Here is a 20,180-nt window from a genome sequence, read left to right on the forward strand (position 1 = left end):
TGTCCCATTCAGGAGTTGTACGTACTCTGCGCCCGTTCCAGGCCGTCGACGATCAGCGTCTCCACCGCATCCGCCGCACGGTCCACGAAATAGTCCAACTCACGCCGCTCGGCTGCGGAAAAGTCCTTCAGCACGAAATCCGCCACCTGCATACGGCCCGGCGGACGCCCGATCCCGAACCGCACCCGGTGATACTCCGCCCCCAGCGACTTCGTGATCGACTTCAGACCGTTGTGACCGTTGTCACCGCCGCCCAGCTTCAGCCGCAGCGCACCGTAATCAATATCCAACTCATCGTGAATCGCCACGATATGGGCCACCGGCACCTTGTAGAAATCCCGCAGCGCGGTCGTCGGCCCACCCGACAGATTCATGAACGTCCCCGGCTTCGCCACCACCACACGACGGCTCGACGGGCCCGGCGCACCACAACGCCCCTCCACCACCTGAGCCCGTGACTTGTGCGCCTTGAAACGGCCCCCCATGCGCTCCGCCAGCAAATCCGCCACCATGAAGCCCACATTGTGGCGATTACGCGCATACTCCGGGCCCGGATTACCCAGCCCCACCACCAGCCACGGATCAGCGTCCGCCATCTCAGTCACTCCCACATCCGCCGGCCACACCCGCCGGCTCCGACCGCAACTGCCCATGAAACAGCCCAACCGCCACCCCGCGCCCAAAGGCGCGCGGCAGCGGCTGGACAAAGCGCTGAGAACTCGCCTCAGCGAAAGACGACTCAGGCCTCGGAGCCCTCGGCGCCCTCACCCTCGGCGGCCTCCTCGGCCGGCGCCTCCGCCTGCGCCGCGACGACCTGGAGCACGACGGCGTCGTCCTCCACGGCCAGCGAGACGCCGGACGGCAGCGCGATGTCCTTGGCCTGCACCGAGTGACCGGCGTCCAGACCCGCGATGGAGAGCGTCACCGACTCCGGGATGTGGGTGGCCTCGGCCTCGACCGGCAGGGTGTTCAGCACGTACTCGAGGAGGTTGCCGCCCGGGGCCAGCTCGCCCTCGGTGTGGATCGGCAGCTCGACGTTGACCTTCTCGCCCTTCTTCACGGCCAGGAAGTCCACGTGCACCAGGAAGCCACGGATCGCCTCACGCTGCACGGCCTTGGGGATGACCAGCTCGCTCTTGCCGTCGAACTCCAGGCGCAGCAGCACGTTCGGGGTCTTCAGGGCCATCATCAGCGCGTGGTTGTGGATCGCCACGTGCTTCGGCTCCGCGCCGTGACCGTAAATGACCGCGGGAACCAGGTCCGCACGGCGCGCGCGACGGGCGGCACCCTTACCGAAGTCGGTACGGACCTGGGCGTCGAGCTTGACCTCAGCCATGACTGCACTCCTCGTATCTCAGAAATATCTGGTGGGCGTTACCCGGCCCACGACAGACCTGCTACGAAGAGCGCGTCGATAACGGACAGCCACCACAAAAGGGCGGCCTCCCTCGCCGAGCAACTCGATGAGTCTACCCGGCGGGAAGGCCGCCCCAAAGTCGATCAGCGGAGAACTACCTCACCGCTCGCCTCACTGCTCCTCGAAGAGGCTCGTCACCGAACCGTCCTCGAACACCTCGCGGAGCGCCCGGGCGATCGTCGGGGCCATCGACAGCACCGTGATCTTGTCCAGCTCCAGCTCCGAAGGCGTCGGCAGCGTATTCGTGAACACGAACTCGCTCACCTTCGAATTCTTCAGCCGGTCCGCGGCCGGACCCGACAGCACACCGTGCGTCGCCGTCACGATGACATCCGACGCACCATTCGCGAACAGCGCATCGGCCGCCGCGCAGATCGTGCCACCGGTGTCGATCATGTCGTCGACCAGGACACACACCCGGTCCTGCACATCGCCGACGACCTCGTGCACCGTGACCTGATTCGCCACGTCCTTGTCGCGCCGCTTGTGCACGATCGCCAGCGGCGCGCCCAGACGGTCACACCAGCGGTCCGCCACCCGCACCCGGCCCGCGTCCGGCGACACGACCGTCAGCTTCTCGCGGTCCACCTTCGCGCCCACGTAGTCCGCGAGAACCGGCAGCGCGAAAAGGTGATCCACCGGGCCGTCGAAGAAGCCCATGATCTGGTCGGTGTGCAGATCCACCGTCACCACACGGTCCGCACCGGCGGTCTTCATCAGATCCGCGATCAGCCGCGCCGAAATCGGCTCACGGCCGCGGTGCTTCTTGTCCTGACGCGCATAACCGTAGAACGGCACGACCACGGTGATGCTCCGGGCCGAGGCCCGCTTCAGCGCATCAATCATGATCAGCTGTTCCATGATCCACTTATTGATCGGAGCCGTGTGGCTCTGAATCAAAAAGCAGTCCGCGCCACGCGCCGACTCCTGATAGCGGACATAGATCTCGCCATTGGCGAAGTCGAATGCCTTCGTCGGGACCAGGCCCACACCCAGCTGGTGCGCGACCTCCTCGGCAAGCTCGGGGTGGGCGCGGCCGGAGAAGAGCATCAGCTTCTTCTCGCCGGTCGTCTTGATCCCGGTCACAGCAAATCTCCTCGAATCACAGTTTGCGTGCGCTCATCACGGTACGCCCCGCACGGCGTGCCCTCTGCACGATCACCGCTCGCCCTCGGACTCCTGGCGAGCAGCCGAAGCCGCCTGCGCGGCGGCGCTTCCAGGCCGCTTGCGCGCGACCCAACCCTCGATATTCCGCTGCTGGCCACGCGCGACCGCCAGCGAACCCGGGGGCACATCCTTGGTGATAACCGAGCCGGCCGCCGTATAAGCGCCGTCCCCGATCGTGACCGGAGCCACAAACATGTTGTCCGACCCCGTCCTGCAATGTGAACCGACCGTGGTGTGGTGCTTCGCCTCACCGTCGTAGTTCACAAAGACACTCGCCGCACCGATATTGGTGAACTCGCCAATCGTCGCATCCCCCACATAGGAAAGATGCGGCACCTTCGTGCCCTCGCCGATCGACGCGTTCTTCATCTCCACGTACGCACCGGCCTTCGACTTCGGACCAAGATCCGTTCCCGGGCGCAGATAGGCGTAAGGCCCGACATTCGCCCCGTCGCCAATGCGCGCACCCTCGGCCACCGTGAACGACGCCACCGCGCCCGCACCCACCGACGTATCCGTCAGCCGGGAATGCGGACCCACCTCGGCACCCGACGCGATATGCGTGGCACCCAGCAGCTGCGTCCCCGGATGCACCGTGGCATCGGGCTCGAACGTCACCGAGACATCCACCCACGTCGACGCCGGATCCACCACCGTCACACCGGCCAGCATCGCCTGCTCGAGCAGCCGGTCGTTCAGCAGCCGCCGCGCCTGCGCCAGCTGTACCCGGTTGTTGATCCCCAGGATCTCCCGGTGGTCCGCGGCCACCGCCGCACCGACCCGGTGCCCGGCCTCCCGCACGATGCCCAGCACATCGGTCAGGTACTCCTCGCCCTGACTGTTGTCCGTCCGCACCTTGCCGAGCGCATCGACCAGCAGCCGCCCGTCAAAGGCGAACACCCCGGAATTGATCTCCCGGATCGCCCGCTGCGCCACGCTCGCGTCCTTGTGCTCGACGATCGCGGTCACCGCGCCCGAGCTCTCCTCACGCACGATGCGCCCATAGCCCGTCGCGTCCGGCACCTCGGCCGACAGGACCGTGACGGCATTGCCGTCCGCGGCGTGGGTGTCACCGAGCAGCCGGAGCGTCTCACCGGTCAGCAGGGGGGTGTCGCCGCAGACGACGATCACCGTGCCGTCGACGGCCACACCGCTCTGGCTCAGCTCCTCCAGAGCCGTACGCACCGCATGACCGGTGCCGTTCTGCTCGTGCTGCACGGCGGTGCGCACGCCGGGGTCGACCTCGGAGAGATGTGCCCGCACCTGCTCACGGGCGTGGCCGACGACCACGACGAGATGCTCGGGGTCCAGCTCACGGGAGGCGGCGACGACATGGCCGACGAGGGAGCGGCCACTGACGGTGTGCAGGACCTTTGGGGTGGCCGACTTCATGCGGGTGCCCTCACCCGCTGCGAGAACGACGACGGCTGCCGGGCGGTTGGCGCTCACGGGGATGCCCTTCGGCTTCTTGGCTACTTCGGGTGGTGGTCATCCGAAGGATACCGGTGCGTATTGCAGCCGAAACGCGGGCGGGTCCTGACGTGGTGGTCAGGACCCGGAAATTCGCCCGTTGTGCATGTGCTCCCCTGCCAGGACTCGAACCCGGACATAAGGCACCAAAAGCCTCAGTGCTGCCAATTACACCACAGGGGATAGCGAAGCGGTCCAAACTGGACATCTCGTTAGTCTGGCCGCTTGGCACCCAACACTATGCCGTACCACCAGCCTTCGATGCGACGGTATAGCTCTGCGCTTTGTAGCACCCGGATCACCAGGCAGCCGCGGTAGCCCTCCCCGACGTTTTTGCGCGTGGTCTTGGGGTTGTGCTTCTTGATCGTGGTCTTCTGGAGCGAGGCGACGTCCACGCCGACGAGTTCGGCCCAGTAGCGCTCGGCCGCCTCCACGTCGGCAGTCATGTGGATCATGACCCGGTAGGCAATCCGATCCGGCTCCACGCCTAGCAGGCGCAGCCAGGCCAGGAAGACCTCGATGACGCCGGGGTCGCTGTTGACGAACTGGACGTGTTCCCGCCGCTTGTACGGCTTGTCCTTGGCGCCCTCGGCCCAGTAGAGGGCGGCTCCGGCGAAGAGGAGCTCCCGGTCCGACAGGTCACCGACCTCCTGGGTCGCTGCGCTCTTCGTTTCCCGGCGTTCCCTGTCCCGTACCGCCAGCTCGTGCTCCCACCGCTTTTCGCGGGCGATCCGGGCCTGCTCCGCCGGTGTGCGGCGCGGCTCCGGCTTCGGCAGATCCCGTACCCACAGGGAGATCGAGCTCTTCGAGCAGCCCAGTTCGACCTGGATGGCGTCGTAGGTCAGGCCCTGCTTGCGCAGTTCGCGGGCGCGGGCGCGGAGGTCGTCCTTGGCGTTGGGGCGGCGGGTCCACCCGGGGGCGGGGACGCCTTCGAGGAGGCGGTTGAGGATGTCGTTGTTGTGGAGGTGGCGGCGGTCGCGGATCTGGCGGCGGCTGAGGCCGGCCCGGCGCAGCGCGACGGCCTCGGGGCGTAAGGACTCGTAGTCGGGGGGTTCCCGGTGGGGGTTCGGCATGGGAACAGGGTGGCGTGTGCGGGTGTGCGAAAGCGTCGAAAATGTGGGCGGTTCATTAGTTCGAGGGATGACCGGCGGTAGGGGGCCGGTAACGGCCCGGCTGTGGCCGATATCGGGCCGGGGGAATCGGGCGCGGGCGCCCGTAGGCTGGTCGGTATGACCGCGACGGGGGCAAGTGAAGGTGTGGGTCCGCGGGGTGCGCCGTTGAGCGGGCCGTGGTGGTGGGCCCGGCGGCGGAGTGCCGTGCTGGATGTGGTGCTGGCGGCGGCTTCCGCGGTGGAGTGCGCGTTCGAGGGCGCGCGGTTCGCCTCGGGGGCGCAGTTGCCCGAGCTGGTCGGGGTGCTGCTCGGCCTGCTGGCGGGGCCGGTGCTTCTGGTGCGCCGGCGCTGGCCGGTGGCGGTGGTGCTGGTCTCGATAGCGGTGATCCCGGCGGAGATGGGCGGGCTGCTGAGCACGGTGGGGCTGTACACCCTCGCCGCCTCGGATGTGCCGCGCCGGATCACCGGGGTGCTGGCGGGGATGACCGTGGTGGGGACGTTGGTGACGACGTTCCTCAGCCTGCGGCAGGACGTACTGGCGCAGGAGGACTTCCAGCCGCCGATGTGGCTGCTGCCGGCGATGTCGCTGGCGCTGGGGCTGGTGCTGACCGCGCCGCCGGTGCTGTGGGGGCTGTATGTGGGGGCCCGGCGGCGGCTCGTGGAGAGCCTGCGGGAGCGGGCGGACGGTCTGGAGCGCGAGCTGTCGCTGCTGGCGGACCGGGCCGAGGAGCGGGCGGAGTGGGCCCGTAACGAGGAGCGGACGCGGATCGCGCGGGAGATGCACGACGTGGTCGCGCACCGGGTGAGTCTGATGGTGGTGCATGCCGCGGCGTTGCAGGCGGTGGCGCTGAAGGACCCGGAGAAGGCGTCGAAGAACGCGGGGCTGGTCGGTGACATGGGACGGCAGGCGCTGACGGAGCTGCGGGAGATGCTGGGGGTGCTGCGGACCGCCGACGGGGCGCCGGTGCGGGGCGCCGCGGCGTCGGGTGCGCCCGAGCGGCTGGCGGCGGTGGCCTCCCGGGCGGGGGCGCAGGCGACGGTGCAGGCGCGGTCGCCGGAGACGTCCGTGGTGGCGGAGTCCGCGGGGGACGGTCCTGACGGCGGCGCGCCGGTGCCGGCGCCGGCTGCCGCGGAGACGGATGCCGAGGGCCCGCATCTGGCGGAGCTGGCGGATCTGGTGGGTCAGTCCCGGGCGGCCGGGATGGTCGTGGAGCTGACCGTGGACGGGGAGGCCGACGGGGGACCGGCGGCTGCCGCCGGGCAGCGGTATGCGCCGCCGGTGGAGCGGACCGTCTACCGGGTGGTGCAGGAGGCGCTCACGAACGTGCACAAGCATGCGCCGGGGGCGCGGGCGCGGGTGCGGCTGGCGCACCGGGACGGTGAGCTCGCCGTACAGGTGGAGAACGGCCCCAGCGAGGGCGGCGCAGCCGATGCCGGGCTGCCCAGTGGCGGCAATGGCCTGGTGGGGATGCGGGAGCGGGTGACGGCGCTGGGCGGGGTGTTCGTGTCGGGCCCGACGGAGGCCGGTGGCTTCCGGGTGTCGGCGGTGCTGCCGGCGGCCTCCGCGGTGCGCTGACCGCGCCCTGCGCGCAGGCGTGACGGCTCAGTCGCCGGTATGGCCCGCGACGCCCAGCCGTACGGGCCGGGTCCCCAGCACCAGGACCCCCAGCGCACTGTCGATGTCCGGTCCCAGGTACCAGTCGCCGGTGTGGTCGAGGCTGTAGACCCGGCCTTCGGTGTCGATGGCGAGGGTGGCCTGGCCGTAGACGGCGCCGTCGTGGGTGGTGAGTTCTTCGCGGCCGAGGGGAGCCACGTCGGTCTCCAGGGCGCGGCCGAGGTCGCCGAGGGTACGGGCGAGGTGGAGGCCGTGCAGCGGGTCGACGGCGAACGGGGTGGGGGCGATGTGCCGGCCGGGGCCGGGCCCGGTGAGGTGCAGTCCGCCGAATTCGGCCCAGGCTTCGACCGCGGCGGCGAAGACGGTGTGGCGGTGGCCCGCGGGGGAGGTGTGGGCGCGGAGGGTGTCGGCCCAGTGTTCCGCCTGCTTTATGTCCCAGCGGCCGGGGTGCCAGCCGGCTTCGTGCAGGGCGACGTCGACGGCCGCGGGGAAGCGGGTCGAGTCGGTCCGGTCGTGGGCGGGGGTGCGGGGGCCGGGGGTGGTGGGCGGCATGGTGGCGGTCAGCTTCCTGTGGGCGTGGTGCCGCTGATGGGCATGACGCCGAAGTGGGCGAGGAGGGCGTCGCAGGAGCGGCAGGGCGGGGCGTAGCTGCCGTGCTGGGGGTCGCCGTCCTCGCGGATGTGGCGGGCGGTGAGTTTGGAGTGTTTGAGGGAGCGGCGGGCTTCGCCGTTGGTGAGGGGCTTGCGGGAGGCGCGTTTGCCGCGGTTGCCCTCGACGGCGGTGAGGTGCCGGGAGAGCAGGACGGCTTCGGGGCAGCGTCCGGTGAAACGTTCGCGTTGTGCGGTGGGGAGGGTGTCGAGGAAGTCCTGGACGAGGGGGTGCAGGGCGGGGGGCTGTTCGGCCTTGCCGGCGGTGCAGGTGAGCGTTTGTCCGCGTACCGACAGGGCGGCGCCGATGGTGGGGAGGATGCCGTCGCGGCGGTGGTGGAGGGCGGGTGCGCCGTCGGCGGTGCCGCTCCAGCCGATGCGGGGGTCGCCGGCGGCTGAGTTGTGGTGGCGTGCAGTGGTGCTCATGGTGGTGCATTCCCTCCCCGAATCCCCGTGTAGCTGGGGGTCCCCCCGCCGTAGATGGGGGATGGTCAGCCTGCCAAATGTGCTGGGTGTTGCGGTAGTCGGGCGGGCTGCCGGTGATCTTACGGCGGCCTGACGGGGCGTCGGTCGCGGGGCAACGGGGCTGGTGGGCGGGGTGGTGCGCGGGGGCTCGGGGGTGGTGGGGCGGTGGGTGACATCGGTGTGTCGCGGGGCTGACGGACGGGGGCGGGGGAGGAGGGGACGGCATTGCGGTACGGCTTAGGCTGTGCTCCAAAGCCAGCTTCAGCCAGGGGGCACGCGCGATGACGACAGGTCGGCAAGGGCTGGGGGCACTCCCCGGCCCCCAGGCGGCGGGACATGCCGCGCCACCGAATTCGGCCTATGCCGGGCAGGTCGTGCATTTTCCGGATCCGGTCCGAGCCGCACGGTACCCCGCCGGTGTGCGGATGGACGAACGGGGATTCCCGGAGTTCTCGCCGTATGCGCGCGCGGCGGCGGAGATCGCCGAGCCGCCGGAGGGTTTCGGCGTCGATGAACTGCGGCTGACGGACTATGTCTCGGCGAACGCGGCCCTGCACGCGCAGGGGCACGAGCTCTGGATAGAGGTGCCGGCGGTGGCGACACCGCACGGCTGGACCTGGCATCACGTGGCCGGCACCCGGCGGATGGAGCTGATCCCGGTCGAGGTGAAGGCGCTGCTGCGGCATCACGGGGGGCTGGCGACGGCGGCCGTGGCGCACGACAAGCGCGGCACCCGCCCGTTGCAGGAGACCCGGCCGGCGCACTTCGGGCTGCCGCACCGTGAGCTGTCCGTGAGCGAGGAGCAGTTGGCGCAGGCGGAGGAGGCGCTGGGCTACCGGCTGCCGGGTGCCTACCGGTCGTTCCTGAAGGCGGCGGGCGGCTGCGCACCGGTAGGGGCGGCGCTGGACGCGGAGTTGGGGCTGCTGGTCGACCAGCCGTTCTTCACGGTGCGCGATGACGCGGCGGTCAACGACCTGCTCTATGTGAACAAGTGCCTGCGGGACCACTTCACCAAGGACTATCTGGGCGTGGCGTTCGTACAGGGCGGGGTGGTCGCGGTGAAGGTGCGCGGCGAGGCGCCCGGCTCGGTGTGGTTCTGCCCGTACGACGATGCGCGGGACCAGGACGGGTGGACGGTGCAGGAGCGGGTCGAGCGGCTGTTGTTGCCGTGCGGCGCGGATTTCGATGACTTTCTCCAGCGGCTGGCGGGCAATCCGCCGGAGCTGGAGACGGTGGCGGATCTGATGGTCGACGGCGGTTTCGCGTACGCGGTCGCGGTGGGGAGCTGAGCACGGTGGTGACGTTCGCGCAGGCGCAGGAGCGCGCCGAGCGGTGGGTGAACGGTGATGTGCCGGCGGCGCTCCATCGTGAGGTGCGGGTGCGGGAGTTCGACCTGGGCTTCGTGGCCTGGGCCGAGGACCGGGACGGGGAAGGCCCGGCGGCGGAGGGCGGCCGAGCCCGGCTGGTGATCGCGCGGGACAGCGGGGAGACGACGCTGTGGCCGGGGCTGCCGGTGGGCGAGGTGATCCGGCGTTACGAGGAGGAGTACGGCGCCGCGGTGGACGGCGGCGCGGACGGGGCGCCGCCGCAGCGGATCGACCTGGAGGCCACGTCGTTCCTGCTGACGCCGCCGGAGTGGTTGCAGGAGGCGGCGGACGCGCGGGGCGCTGTGGAGCGGCGGGACGCGGGCGGTGCGCAGGCCCCGGCGGCCCCGCCGTCCGTTCCCGCTCCCGCTCCCGCGCCGTCGGCGTCCGACGCCTGGGCCGAGGTGAGCGTCAACGGCACGGACGGCGCGGCCGCGCAGAGCGGTGCGCAGGCGGCGGAGACGGGCCCGGGGGCCGGTGCCTCCGGAGTGCCGACGCCGTGGGCCGACGCGGACACCACCTCCGGCGCGGGCGGCGAGGACCGCTCGGTGGGGCTGCCCGCGACGGTGTTCGCACCGCCGCTGGCCGGTTTCGACGAGGAGGACGACGCCCCGTCGGCGCCGCGGTCCCGGCCGGACGCCAAGACCGAACTTCTGCACGGCGGCAGTCAGTTGCCGCGTACGCAGGTCTCACCGGCGCTGCCGGAGGACGGGGCCCGGCCGGCCGGCGGTCCGCTGCCGCCGCCGGTGCCGCCCGCGCCGCCGGCCGCCGCGCCGCTGCCGGATCTGCCGCCGCCCTCGGGCGCGCCGGTCACCGATGTGCCGCCCCCGCCGGGCGCCGGTACACCCGCCGCGGCCGGCCCGGGTGTGCCGCCTCCTGCCGCGCCGCCCGCGCCGCCCGTGGGCGGTGGGGTGCACGCTGCCGCGACGATGCTGGCCGACGGCTCGGCGCTGCCCGGTAACGCCGCCGCGGGCCCGCCCCCGCCGCCCGCCGCACCCGGTCCGCCCGGTGCGGGCCGGGCCGGTGCGCCGCCGCAGGCCGGCGGAGGCGACGCCGGGGTGAGCCCCGGCGGGCCCGCGGCGTCCGGCCCCGGTGCGCCCGGCGTGCCGGCCGGTGGCTATGTGCCGACGCAGCTGGTCTCGCAGCTGGACGCGGCGGAGGTGGATCTCAGCGCGGTGGACGGGCCGGGCGGGGCGGCGGCGTCCGACGGGTCCGGCTCCGGTGGCGCGGGTTCCCCCGCGGCCGGCGGTCCCGGGTCCGGCGGGGTGCATGCCGCCGCGACGATGCTCGCCGACGGCGCGGCCCTTCAGGCGCCCCTCGGGGGTGCGGGCGGTGCCGCCGCCGGCCCCGGGGTGCCGCTGCCGCCCGCGCCGCCCGGTGTGCCGGGCGCGCCCAAGCCTCCCGGCCCGCCCGGTAAGCCCGGGGTGCCCGCGGACGGCCGGAGCTCCGGCGGCCAGGGCGGTCCGCCCCCGCCGCCCCCGCCGCCCGCCGCGGGCGGTACCGGCGGCGTGCATGCGGCCGCCACGATGCTGGCCGGCGGCGCGGCGCTGCCCGGCGGCGGTGTCGGTGGTCCCGGCGGGCCGGGTGTCCCCGGTGTGCCGCCGTCGGCCGGTCCCACGCCCCCGCCCGCGGCGCCGCCCGGTCCTCCGCAGGGACCGCCCGGTGCGCCGGGCCCCGGCGGCGGTGCGTACGGCTATCCGCAGGCGCCGAGCGGTCAGCCGACGGTCGGTCCGGGCTATATGGCCGTGCTGAGCTATCGCGCGCCGGACGGGTCCGAGCAGAAGATCGTGCGCCGTTCCGCGCCCGGTACACCGCATCCGGAGTGGCAGCTGCTGCACGAGCTGCGCGGGATGAACGTCCCGCCGCAGCAGGTGCTGGAGCTGCACACCGAGCTGGAGTGCTGTGATCTGCCGGGTGGCTACTGCGCCCGGATGATCCGGGACAACTGGCCGCAGGTGCGGATCAGCCACACCGCCGCGTACGGCCGGGACCATGCCTCGCGCCAGCAGGGCGTACGGCATCTCGTCGAGCATCAGGGCGAGTTGCACCAGGTCGCGGACGGCCCGGCGCGGCCGGCGCCGGTGCGGGTGCCGTTGCCGCATCCGTCGCAGGTACCGCCGGTGCCGCCGGTGCCCCCGCAGATGATCGGGCAGGAGCTGGAGCAGGCGTTCGGCCCGCAGGCCCTGTTCCGCTTCGATCAGCGGGCGGTCTCCCGGCACGGGGTGCCCGATGTGGTGGCGCAGATGCTGGTGTGGGCCGGGCTGCCGGTCGACTTCGGGCCGTTCTTCTGGGCGCAGGCGCAGCCGGGCCGTCCGGTGCCGACGCTGGCGGAGCTGGCGGCGGAGCGGATGGTGCAGCCGGCCGCGGACGCCGGTTCGTATCTGGTGATGGGCAATGACTTCGGCCGTCAGCTGTGTGTGCAGTACGGGACCGCGCACATCGTGGCGGTGCCCATGGAGGCCGGGCCGGGCGGTCAGCCGGCGACGCCGCAGTTCGTGAACTCGGGGCTGCCGGAGTTCACCCGCTGTCTGGCGATGCTGGGGCGGATGTGGCGGCTGCGGTACGGGCTGACGCCCGAGCAGGCGGGCCGTTGGACCGTCGACTTCCAGGCGCAGCTGGTCGCGCTGGACCCGCCCGCGCTGGGGTCGCCGGAGACCTGGTGGTCGGTCCTGCTGGAGCAGATGTGGGACGGGCTGCTGTAACACTGCGTCACCGGCCCGGCGGCGGATGCTGCCGCCGGGCCAGGTCAGGGCGCTCGACCTGCGGGATGGGCCGGGCGCCCCGACCATGCGTATATGGGCCGTCCCATACCCCCGTTGTCGCAGGCGTCGTCGACGACGCTGTACCGGGCAGGGCGCCCGCGGTGGTGGCACCGCGGGCCGACGGGCCGGCCGCCGCGCAGGCCGGGGCCGCGCCGCCGCCGGCGGGCGTGGCTCACCTGGACCCTGGTGACGCTGCTGGTGCTGATCGCCCTGGTGGTCGCGGGCGGGGCCTGGCTGTACGTCTCGGCGGGGCGGCAGCTCCAGCACGTCGATGCGCTGGGCGACTACGCCGGGCGTCCGGCCGCGGGCAAGGGCACGAACTGGCTGCTGGTCGGTACGGACAGCCGTACCGCGCTGACCCCGGAGCAGCGCGAGCGGCTGCATGTCGGCAACAACGAGGTGCAGAACACCGACACGATCATGGTGCTGCACTCCGGTGAGCACGGCCCCACGCTGGTCAGCCTGCCGCGCGACAGCTACGTCCCGATACCCGGCCATGGCAGCCGGAAGATCAACGAGGCATATGCGGACGGCGGCCCGCAGCTGCTCACCCGAACGGTGGAGCAGGCGACCGGACTGCGGATCGACCGCTATGCCGAGGTGAACTTCCTGGGGTTCGTTCAGGTCGTGGACGCGCTCGACGGGGTGCGGCTCTGTCTGGACGCCCCGCTGAAGGACGAGAAGTCGGGCGCGGACTTCCCGGCCGGCTGCCGGCGGATGAACGGTGCCGAGGCGCTGGCGTTCGTACGGGCCCGGTACGCCGACCCGGAGGGTGACCTCGGACGGGTGAAGCGTCAGCGGCAGTTGCTCGGTGCGGTGGCGGAGGAGATGACCGCCCCGTCGGTGCTCCTCGACCCGGACCGGCTGAAGCGCGTGCTGGACACCTCGCTGGCGGCGCTGGTCGTGGACGACGGCGCGGACCTGGCGCGGGTGCTGGATATGGGCTGGTCGATGAAGCAGATCGCCGGGGGCGAGGGCACGGCGACGACGGTTCCGGTGCAGCGGCCCGGGGTGATGGTCAGTGGTGTCGGGTCGGTGCTGCCGTGGAACGAGAGCGGTGCGCGGGAGTTGTTCGGGGCGCTGCGCCACGACGAGCGGATTCCGACTTCTGGCACCAAATAACGCATCCTGGTGGGGTGGATGGGGTGAAGTGTCGCGAGGGTGCGATCTCGCACCGATTCCCAGGGAAGTGCGCATAACGGCACAGTCCTGCACACAACCATGCGAAAGAGCGCGGAAGGTCGCGGATCGCACGACGGCCGCGGCGGAGAGGGGCTTGAGGATGAGTGCATCGGTTTCGCCTCACGGGTTCGAGACCGTACGAGGGCGTGGCTACCGGCCGGAGGACGTGGACCGCCGCGTCGAAGGGCTCTCGGTCGACCGCGACTCCTGCTGGGAGCGCGCCGCGCGGCTCACGGTCCTGTCCAACGAGATGGCGGCCGAACTCGCCGAACTGCAAGAGCGGGTGGCGCAGTTGCCGCCGCAGACGTACGAGTCGCTCGGCAGCGAGGCCCGGCTGATCCTGACGACCGCGGAGTCCGAGGCGGTGCGGCTGCGGGCCGGGGCAACGCAGGCGGACGAGGAGCTCCGGGACGCGGCCGCGGTGTATGCGGACGAGGTCCGGGAGGCGGCCGAGAAGGCGGCGGAGGCGGGGCGCGGCGACGCGGAGACCCGGGCCCGGCGCATCGGGGAGGCGGCGCGGGGAGAGGCCGCTGAGCTGGTGACCGTGGCGACCGAGGAGGCCGGGAAGCTGCGGAAGGAGGCCGCCGCGGAGCTGGCGGAGGTGCACCGGCGGACCGCGCAGCTGCTGCGCGACCAGGAGAAGCGGCAGACCGACGAGTGGGACGCGGCCGGGCGGGAGATCGCGGAGCGGGAGGCGGAGACCGACCGGCTGGTGGCGGAGCTGGACGCCCGCGGGAAGGCCGCCCGCGCCGACAGCGAGCGGCGCTACGCCGAGGCCGAGGAGGCCGCCCGGCACCGTCAGGAGGACGCCGAGGACCGCGGCGCCGGTCTGCTGGCCCAGGCCGAGGCAGAGGTGGAGCGCATCGAGCGCACCACGGCGCGGATCCTGCGGGAGCACGACGCGGAGCGCGAAGAGGTCCGCACCCATATGACCCATGTACGCAACAGCCTGGCCGCGCTCACCGGGAAGGCACCGGCACCGGACGAGGACGACGGGACGCCCGGCGGCGGGCGGGAGGCCGACGCCCCGGAGGCCGACGGCCCCGACGCGGAGGACACCCTGGAGACACAGCTGCCCCGCCCGGGCGGCGGCACGGGCGCCTGACGTACGGCCACGGCCACGCCACCGCCCGGACGCCGGTCTCCGGTCAGGCCCCGCCCGGCCCGCCCGCACCCGTGCCTGTGCCCTCGGCCGTGCCCGTCGCGTCGCCCGTTCCCGCGCCCTCACCCGTGCCCCTGCCGTCGCCCGTTCCTCTGCCCTCGCTCTCGCCCGTACCGCCGGTGTCCGGGTGCACCGGGAAGTGCCGCGGTGCCAGCAGCAGGGCCAGCAGCGCGAGTCCGGCGGCCGCGGCGGCGCCGAGGTAGACGTGGTCGACGGTGGTGTCGACGGCGCGGCGGAGGTAGTCGGTGGCCTGTGCGGTGAGGTCGCCGGGGTGTTCCAGCGCGCGGGAGACCGCGTCGAGGTCGCCGGGCAGGCCGGCACGGATACCCGAAGGGGCGTGCGCGAGGCGGTCGTTGAGGGTGGCGTTGGCGAGGGCGCCGAAGAGCGCGGCACCGAGCGACTGGCCGACCTGGCGGCAGAAGAGTATGGAGGCGGTGGCGGTGCCGCGCTCCCGGTAGCCGACGGAGGACTGGACGCCGATGATCAGCGGGAGCTGGAAGAGACCGAGGGCCGCACCGAGCGCCAGCATGATCAGCGCGGGCTGCCAGGCGGCGCCGGGGTAGGGCAGCAGCGGGAAGGCGAGCAGGACCAGGCCGGCCGCGCCGATGCCGAGCATCGCGCAGCGGCGGATGCCGAGCCGGTTGTAGACATGGCTGCTGAGGGCGGCCGAGACCGGCCAGCTCAGGACCATCACCGACAGCACGAAACCGGCCGCGGTGGGGCTCAGGCCCAGCACCGACTGGGCGTAGGTGGGCAGGAACACCGTCGGGGCGACCATCAGCAGGCCCAGGGCGCCCAGCGCGAGGTTCACGGCGGAGATGGTGCGGCGGCGCCAGACCCAGCCGGGAATGATCGGCTCCGCGGCCCGGCGCTCGATGAGGACGGTGAGCGCCGCGCACCCCGCGCTGCCGGCGAACAGCAGCAGGGACGGGGTGGAGAGCCAGGCCCAGGCCACCCCGCCCTGGACCAGGGCGGTCAGCAGCAGCCCGCCGCAGGCGAAGATCGCCAGCGCGCCGGGCCAGTCCACCCGGGGGCGGGCGCCGGGACCCGGCCGGCTCCGCTGCGCCTCGGTGAAGTGCCGCCCGACCAGCCAGAGGGCGAGCGCGCCCACCGGCACATTGACCAGGAAGATCCAGCGCCAGTCCGCGTAGGCGGCGAGCAGGCCGCCCAGCGCGGGCCCGGCGACCGCCGAGGTGGCCCAGACACTGGAGAGCCGGGCCTGGATCCGGGGGCGTTCCTTCATCGGGTAGAGGTCGGCGGCGATGGTCTGGACGGTGCCCTGGAGGGCGCCGCCGCCCAGGCCCTGCACCACCCGGAAGGCGATCAGCGAGGCCATGTTCCAGGCGCCGGCGCAGGCCAGCGAGCCGACGAGGAAGAGCACGATGCCGGTGATCAGGACGGCCTTGCGGCCGAAGGTGTCGGAGAGCTTGCCGTAGACCGGCAGGGTGACGGTGACGGCCAGCAGATAGCCGGAGAACAGCCAGGAGAAGACCGCGAAGCCGCCGAGGTCGCCGACGATCTGGGGGACGGCGGTGGCGAGGACCGTCGAGTCGAGCGCGGCGAGTGCCATGCCGAGCATCAGGGCGGCCACGACGGGGCGCGGCGGCGGGCCCGTGGGCGGTGGGGCCGGTGCCCGCAGCGTGCCACTGTCTCCGGTACGTCGCGTGCTTCCGCTCACCGTGCCCCCTCCGGGAGTTCTTGTACGGTGCACCCTTCCATGGGAGCGGTGGGTGGGGAACCGCGCATCCAGGCGGCACCCGGGCGCGGGGGTGCCGTCCCGGACTTCCGGCCCGGGCTGTCGGTGGGCGGGCGTACGCTTGGCAACCCCGGCCCGTGAGACGTGTCGGGCTGCTGCGTTGTTCGCCTCGCTGGGACGGAACCTTCTCATGAGCCTGACTGGTCTGCTCGACGTCGTCGTCAAGGACCCGGCGCTCGCCGAAGCGGTACAGGCCGCGACCGACGGGCACCGCCCCCGGGTGGATCTGGTGGGGCCGCCCGCCGCCCGCCCCTTCGCGATCGCCGCGCTCGCCCGGCAGTCCGGCCGCCCGGTGCTCGCGGTGACCGCCACCGGCCGGGAGGCCGAGGACCTCGCCGCCGCACTGCGCAGCCTGATGCCGGCCGGCGAGGACAACTCCGTCGTGGAGTACCCGTCCTGGGAGACGCTGCCGCACGAGCGGCTCTCACCGCGCTCGGACACCGTCGGCCGGCGCCTCGCGGTACTGCGCCGGCTCGCCCACCCGCGCGAGGACGACCCCACCGCCGGTCCCGTCTCCGTCGTCGTCGCCCCCATCCGCTCGGTGCTCCAGCCGCAGGTCAAGGGCCTGGGCGAGCTGGAGCCCGTCAGCCTGCGCACGGGGCAGACGGCCGACCTCGAAGAGATCGTCGACGGCCTGGCGGCGGCCGCCTACGCCCGCGTCGAGCTGGTCGAGAAGCGCGGTGAGTTCGCGGTCCGCGGCGGCATCCTGGACGTCTTCCCGCCGACCGAGGAGCACCCGCTCCGGGTCGAGTTCTGGGGCGACGACGTCGAGGAGATCCGCTACTTCAAGGTCGCCGACCAGCGGTCCCTGGAGGTCGCCGAGCACGGGCTGTGGGCGCCGCCGTGCCGGGAGCTGCTGCTGACCGGCGAGGTACGGGAGCGGGCCGCGGCGCTCGCCGAGCAGCACCCCGAGCTGGGCGAGCTGCTCGGCAAGATCGCCGAGGGGATCGCCGTCGAGGGCATGGAGTCGCTGGCTCCGGTCCTGGTGGACGACATGGAGCTGCTGCTGGACGTGCTGCCCAAGGGCTCGATGGCCGTGGTGTGCGACCCGGAGCGGGTGCGCACCCGGGCCGCCGATCTGGTGGCCACCAGCCAGGAGTTCCTCCAGGCGTCCTGGGCGGCGGCCGCGATGAACGGCGCGGGCGGCGGGCCGGCGGACGGGGGAGCGGCCCCGATCGACGTGGGCGCGGCCTCCCTGTGGGGCATCGCGGACGTCCGGGACCGGGCCCGCGAGCTGGGCATGATGTGGTGGTCGGTCTCGCCGTTCGCCGCCGATGAGGACCTGGCCGCCGAGGACGGCGACACCCTCAAGCTGGGCATGCACGCCCCCGACAGCTACCGCGGCGACACCCAGCGGGCGCTGGCCGACACCAAGCAGTGGCTCGCGGACGGCTGGCGCACGGTCTTCCTCACCGAGGCGCACGGCCCGGCGGCCCGCACGGTCGAGGTCCTCGGAGGCGAGGGCATCCCCGCCCGCCTGGACGCCGAGCCGGCCGACATCGCCCCGTCCCTCGTCCATGTCTCCTGCGGCTCCCTCGACAACGGCTTCATCGACCCGTCACTCCGGCTCGCCGTCCTCACCGAGACCGACCTCTCCGGCCAGAAGGCGGCCGGCAAGGACGGTGCCCGGATGCCGGCCCGCCGCCGCAAGACCATCGACCCGCTCACCCTGGAAGCCGGCGACTTCATCGTCCACGAGCAGCACGGGGTGGGCCGCTACATCGAGATGGTGCAGCGCACGGTCCAGGGCGCCACCCGTGAGTACCTCCTCGTCGAGTACGCCCCGGCCAAGCGCGGCCAGCCCGGCGACCGCCTCTACATCCCCACCGACCAGCTGGAGCAGGTCACCAAGTACGTCGGTGGCGAGGCCCCCACGCTGCACCGCCTGGGCGGCGCCGACTGGACCAAGACCAAGGCGCGCGCCAAGAAGGCCGTCAAGGAGATCGCCGCCGACCTCATCAAGCTCTACTCCGCGCGGATGGCGGCGCCCGGCCACACCTTCGGCCCGGACACCCCCTGGCAGCGCGAACTGGAGGACGCCTTCCCGTACGCGGAGACGCCCGACCAGCTCACCACCATCGCCGAGGTCAAGGAGGACATGGAGAAGTCGGTCCCGATGGACCGGCTGATCTGCGGCGATGTCGGCTACGGCAAGACCGAGATCGCGGTCCGCGCCGCCTTCAAGGCCGTCCAGGACGGCAAGCAGGTCGCCGTCCTCGTGCCGACCACCCTCCTCGTGCAGCAGCACTTCGGCACCTTCACCGAGCGCTACGGCCAGTTCCCGGTCAACGTCCGGGCGCTGTCCCGCTTCCAGACCGACACCGAGGCCAAGACCGTCCTCGAAGGGCTGCGCGAGGGCTCCGTCGACCTGGTCATCGGCACCCACCGCCTCTTCTCCTCCGAGACCAAGTTCAAGGACCTGGGCCTGGTCATCGTCGACGAGGAACAGCGGTTCGGCGTCGAGCACAAAGAGCAGCTGAAGAAGCTCCGCGCCAACGTCGACGTCCTCACCATGTCCGCCACCCCCATCCCCCGCACCCTGGAGATGGCGGTCACCGGCATCCGCGAGATGTCGACGATCACCACGCCCCCCGAGGAGCGCCACCCGGTCCTCACCTTCGTCGGCCCCTACGAGCAGAAGCAGATCGGCGCCGCCATCCGCCGTGAACTCCTGCGCGAGGGCCAGGTCTTCTACATCCACAACCGGGTGGAGTCCATCGACAAGGCCGCCGCCCGGCTCCGCGAGATCGTCCCCGAGGCGCGTATCCAGACCGCCCACGGCCAGATGGGCGAGTCCCAACTGGAGCAGGTGGTCGTCGACTTCTGGGAGAAGAAGTTCGACGTCCTGGTCTCGACGACGATCGTCGAATCCGGCATCGACATCTCCAACGCCAACACCCTGATCGTCGAGCGCGGCGACAACTTCGGCCTCTCCCAGCTCCACCAGCTGCGCGGCCGGGTCGGCCGCGGCCGCGAGCGCGGCTACGCCTACTTCCTCTACCCGCCGGAGAAGCCGCTCACCGAGACCGCCCACGAGCGGCTGGCGACCATCGCCCAGCACACCGAGATGGGCGCCGGTATGTACGTCGCCATGAAGGACCTGGAGATCCGCGGCGCCGGCAATCTGCTCGGCGGCGAGCAGTCCGGCCATATCGCCGGCGTCGGCTTCGACCTCTACGTCCGTATGGTCGGCGAGGCGGTCGCCGACTACCGGGCCTCCCTCGAAGGCGGCGTCGAGGAGGAGCCGCCCCTGGAGGTCAAGATCGAACTCCCGGTGGACGCGCATGTCCCGCACGACTACGCCCCCGGCGAGCGGCTGCGCCTCCAGGCGTACCGCGCCATCGCCTCCGCCTCCTCGGAGGAGGACATCGCGGCCGTCCGCGAGGAACTCACCGACCGCTACGGCAAGCTGCCCGAACCCGTCGAGAACCTCCTGCTGGTCGCCGGCCTCCGGATGCTCGCCCGCGCCTGCGGCGTCGCCGACATCACCCTCCAGGGCTCCAACATCCGCTTCGGCCCCGTGGAGTTGCGCGAGTCCCAGGAACTGCGCCTCAAGCGGCTCCACCCCCGTACGGTCCTCAAGCCGGCCACGCAGCAAATTCTTGTTCCGCGGCCCACGACGGCAAAGATCGGCGGCAAGCCAGTTGTTGGACGCGAGCTGCTCGCGTGGACAGGAGAGTTCCTCTCCACCATTTTGGGCTCTTAGCCCCGCTTCCCACGTTGCGGGTGGCGCCGCCGTGCCCCGTTTTTCGCCTTCGGCGGGGGTGTTGTTTGGGCGGGGGCCGCTCTGCTGGGTGCCGGGTTCGGGCCTCCGGGGCCTGTGTTGTGGACTGCTTCGCTTTACGTCCACAACACAGGCCCCGGAGGCCCGCCCCCTCCCGTATGGATGGAGGCCTCCGTCCGGTGGGGGGAATTGTGAAAGACCAGTAGTTCGGGCGCATCGGGGTGCGGGCCGGGCTACTGGTCTTTGTCTTTCCTTCACCCCCACCGGGGTGGGGTCACTCAACGGCGGGAGGGTGTGGGGCCGGAGGGGGGGGGGGGGGGGGGGGGAAAGGAAAAAAG

14 protein-coding genes and 1 tRNA gene are annotated in these 20,180 nt (G+C 72.2%); 6 read left to right on the top strand and 9 right to left on the bottom strand.

Translation table 11 applies throughout. The features are described 5' to 3' along the window. Positions 1–8: 8 nt before the first annotated feature. From pth to AC3EUV_RS30420, 6 genes are all read right to left on the bottom strand, one after another. A complete protein-coding gene (gene pth / locus AC3EUV_RS30395) occupies positions 9–596 on the bottom strand; it encodes an aminoacyl-tRNA hydrolase (protein ID WP_387243783.1) in 588 nt (195 codons plus the stop codon). A gap of 143 nt (positions 597–739) precedes the next feature. Continuing rightward, positions 740–1,336, bottom strand: coding sequence for a 50S ribosomal protein L25/general stress protein Ctc (locus AC3EUV_RS30400; RefSeq protein ID WP_432145111.1), 597 nt, complete (start codon positions 1,334–1,336; stop codon positions 740–742). Between the two features lie 192 nt (positions 1,337–1,528). Continuing rightward, positions 1,529–2,503 carry a ribose-phosphate diphosphokinase gene (locus AC3EUV_RS30405; protein WP_432145112.1) on the bottom strand — a complete coding sequence of 325 codons (975 nt, stop codon included), beginning with the start codon at positions 2,501–2,503 and terminating at the stop codon, positions 1,529–1,531. A gap of 72 nt (positions 2,504–2,575) precedes the next feature. Next, positions 2,576–4,033: a bifunctional UDP-N-acetylglucosamine diphosphorylase/glucosamine-1-phosphate N-acetyltransferase GlmU gene (gene glmU / locus AC3EUV_RS30410; protein ID WP_435604316.1), complete on the bottom strand. Its 1,458-nt coding sequence runs from the start codon at positions 4,031–4,033 to the stop codon at positions 2,576–2,578. A 132-nt stretch (positions 4,034–4,165) separates the two neighbouring features. After that, positions 4,166–4,237, bottom strand: a tRNA-Gln gene (locus AC3EUV_RS30415). A 29-nt stretch (positions 4,238–4,266) separates the two neighbouring features. Continuing rightward, positions 4,267–5,127: a hypothetical protein gene (locus AC3EUV_RS30420; protein ID WP_432145114.1), complete on the bottom strand. Its 861-nt coding sequence runs from the start codon at positions 5,125–5,127 to the stop codon at positions 4,267–4,269. 156 nt (positions 5,128–5,283) lie between these two features. Here AC3EUV_RS30420 and AC3EUV_RS30425 point away from each other — a divergent pair, with 156 nt between their 5' ends. Then, complete coding sequence (locus AC3EUV_RS30425) at positions 5,284–6,741, top strand: sensor histidine kinase (protein WP_432145115.1); 1,458 nt, start codon at positions 5,284–5,286, stop codon at positions 6,739–6,741. A gap of 27 nt (positions 6,742–6,768) precedes the next feature. Here AC3EUV_RS30425 and AC3EUV_RS30430 read toward each other — a convergent pair whose 3' ends face one another. Continuing rightward, complete coding sequence (locus AC3EUV_RS30430) at positions 6,769–7,332, bottom strand: SUKH-3 domain-containing protein (RefSeq protein ID WP_432145116.1); 564 nt, start codon at positions 7,330–7,332, stop codon at positions 6,769–6,771. A gap of 8 nt (positions 7,333–7,340) precedes the next feature. Then, positions 7,341–7,853, bottom strand: coding sequence for a YwqJ-related putative deaminase (locus AC3EUV_RS30435; protein ID WP_387243804.1), 513 nt, complete (start codon positions 7,851–7,853; stop codon positions 7,341–7,343). Between the two features lie 320 nt (positions 7,854–8,173). Here AC3EUV_RS30435 and AC3EUV_RS30440 point away from each other — a divergent pair, with 320 nt between their 5' ends. From AC3EUV_RS30440 to AC3EUV_RS30455, 4 genes are all read left to right on the top strand, one after another. Beyond that, a complete protein-coding gene (locus AC3EUV_RS30440) occupies positions 8,174–9,181 on the top strand; it encodes an SMI1/KNR4 family protein (protein ID WP_435604317.1) in 1,008 nt (335 codons plus the stop codon). Between the two features lie 5 nt (positions 9,182–9,186). Further along, positions 9,187–11,958, top strand: coding sequence for an SUKH-4 family immunity protein (locus AC3EUV_RS30445; protein WP_435604318.1), 2,772 nt, complete (start codon positions 9,187–9,189; stop codon positions 11,956–11,958). 246 nt (positions 11,959–12,204) lie between these two features. Next, positions 12,205–13,140 (top strand): LCP family protein, encoded by a 936-nt coding sequence (locus AC3EUV_RS30450; protein ID WP_432145122.1) that lies wholly within the window; start codon positions 12,205–12,207, stop codon positions 13,138–13,140. 160 nt (positions 13,141–13,300) lie between these two features. After that, entirely contained in the window at positions 13,301–14,305 is a 1,005-nt protein-coding gene (locus tag AC3EUV_RS30455; protein WP_435604319.1) for a coiled-coil domain-containing protein, read from the top strand. A 43-nt stretch (positions 14,306–14,348) separates the two neighbouring features. Here AC3EUV_RS30455 and AC3EUV_RS30460 read toward each other — a convergent pair whose 3' ends face one another. Then, a complete protein-coding gene (locus AC3EUV_RS30460; protein ID WP_435604320.1) occupies positions 14,349–16,040 on the bottom strand; it encodes an MFS transporter in 1,692 nt (563 codons plus the stop codon). Positions 16,041–16,248: 208 nt separating this feature from the next. Here AC3EUV_RS30460 and mfd point away from each other — a divergent pair, with 208 nt between their 5' ends. Then, positions 16,249–19,824, top strand: coding sequence for a transcription-repair coupling factor (mfd, locus tag AC3EUV_RS30465; RefSeq protein WP_435604321.1), 3,576 nt, complete (start codon positions 16,249–16,251; stop codon positions 19,822–19,824). Positions 19,825–20,180: the final 356 nt, after the last annotated feature.

Source organism: Streptomyces sp. bgisy130 (genome assembly GCF_057708345.1).